The sequence below is a fragment of the Bradyrhizobium sp. P2_E8 genome (assembly GCF_056403875.1).
In genome coordinates this window covers 1-1432 of the sequence record NZ_JBFUES010001415.1, presented here as the reverse complement: position 1 = coordinate 1432, position 1432 = coordinate 1, and the positions used below count along the sequence as shown (strand labels likewise).

The 1432-nt window shown below is 61.8% G+C and carries 2 protein-coding genes; one reads left to right on the top strand and one right to left on the bottom strand.

All coding sequences use genetic code 11. The features are described from left to right. Window positions 1-19: 19 nt before the first annotated feature. A complete protein-coding gene (infC, locus tag AC1D00_RS40990) occupies window positions 20-559 on the bottom strand; it encodes a translation initiation factor IF-3 (protein WP_011083535.1) in 540 nt (179 codons plus the stop codon). 249 nt (window positions 560-808) lie between these two features. Between infC and AC1D00_RS40985 the strand changes: the two genes are divergently transcribed. Then, the coding region (locus tag AC1D00_RS40985) for an alpha/beta hydrolase (RefSeq protein WP_477014628.1) at window positions 809-1432 on the top strand (624 nt) is incomplete at its 3' end.

Genomic DNA, 1432 nt, shown 5'->3' with positions numbered 1-1432 from the left:
CAATTCCAAATAACTGGCGTCAGCGCGGCGCCAGCACCATGACCACCTGGCGGCCTTCGAACCGCGCGTCCTGCTCGACCTTGGCGAGCTCGGCGACGTCGGTCTTGATCTTGTCCAGAAGCTTGGTGCCGATCTCCTGGTGCGCCATTTCGCGGCCGCGATAGCGCAGCGTGATCTTGACCTTGTCGCCCTCTTCGAAGAACCGCTGCATCGCGCGCATCTTCACGTCGTAATCATGATCGTCGATCATCGGGCGGAGCTTGATCTCCTTGATCTCGACGGTCTTCTGCCGCTTGCGGGCTTCGGCGGCTTTCTTCTGAGCGGAATACTTGTACTTCCCGTAGTCCATGATCTTGCAGACGGGAGGGCTGGTATTCGGCGAAATCTCGACCAGATCCATGCCAGCTTCCTGGGCCATCTTGATGGCGACGACGGTCTCGACCGTGCCTTTATTGTCACCGGTCTGATCGATCAGCTGGATCTGCGCATTGCGAATATCATCATTGATGCGCGGCCCGTCTTTGCTGGCAGCGGGCGGAGCTTTATTAGGACGGCGAATGGGTGGTTCTCCAAAGTTGTGAAAGAAGCGGCTATTTTGAAGGAAGATGCGTTTGCCGGCAAGCAAGTCGCGTACGCGAAGCGAAAAACCGTTAAATGCGAGGCATTTTGGTCACGCCTGGCGGCACGCTGACCGACATAGACACCTTGCCCCTGTTCCGCAAGCGTCCCAAAGGGCCAATACCGATGTCCGGCGGTGCCACGGAACGCGCCCAGACAGCTCAAACAGCACAGCCAGAGTAAACGTTCCATGACCGATGCAATTCCCGATACCGTGCTCGATTTCATCGATGTGGGCGAGGGCGCGTCCGCGCGCAGGATCGCGGTGCGCCGCCGCGCCGGAAAGGGCCCCGGCCTCGTTTGGCTCGGCGGGTTCAAATCGGACATGCAGGGCAGCAAGGCGCTGGCGCTAGACGCCTGGGCCAGCGACCATGGCCGCGCCGCGGTCCGGTTCGACTATTCCGGCCACGGCGAATCTGGCGGCGATTTCGCCGACGGAACCATCGGGCGCTGGCTGGAGGAGAGCGTCGCGGTGTTCGAGCGGTTCTGCGACGGCCCGCAGATCCTGATCGGCTCCTCCATGGGCGGCTGGATGGCGCTGCTGCTCGCGCGCGAGATCAGGAAGCGCCAGGAGAACCAACAAGAGAAGCAGCAAGCCAAGGCGTCGCTCGCCGGCCTCGTGCTGATCGCGCCGGCGCCCGACTTCACCGAGGAGCTGATGTGGAAGAATTTTCCGGCTGCGGTGAAGAAGGAGATCGAGACCAAGGGCGTCTGGCTGCGGCCGTCCGAGTATGGCGACGGCTCGCCCTATCCGATCACGCGGAATCTGATCGAGGAGGGCCGCAACCATCTCGTGCTCGGCAGCGCCATCGAT